We start from the raw sequence: 291 nt of genomic DNA on the forward strand, positions 1-291 counted from the left end.
GGCCGCCCAGTATGGGCCAGGACACATGCTTGAAGAAGTGCCGGGTGTACACCCACAGGCAGAGCATGAGCAGGAAGCCTTCCAGCAGATACTCGCAGAAATGCGCCAGCTTGCGCACAATGTGCATGGTGAGCCGGTCAGCGGCACCGGGAAGCCCCAGATCTACAACTGCACCCCGCAGACCAGTGCCTTTACGCTGGGTCTGGCCGCTTCCATGGAGGAGCAGTACGCCGCCGACAGTGAAAACTTCAACCCGGAGACCATCAACGCCGTCAAGACCTCGCTGATGGG

General features: G+C 60.8%; 1 protein-coding gene. It reads left to right on the plus strand.

Annotated elements, in window-relative coordinates; genetic code table 11:
- Positions 1-100: 100 nt before the first annotated feature.
- Positions 101-291: PTS system mannose/fructose/sorbose family transporter subunit IID (locus P0G09_RS20040; protein WP_275253551.1), on the plus strand; the 191-nt coding region annotated here is incomplete at its 3' end.

This window comes from Faecalibacterium sp. DFI.5.82, assembly GCF_029076575.1.
Taxonomy (GTDB): Bacteria; Bacillota; Clostridia; order Oscillospirales; family Ruminococcaceae; genus Faecalibacterium; species Faecalibacterium duncaniae.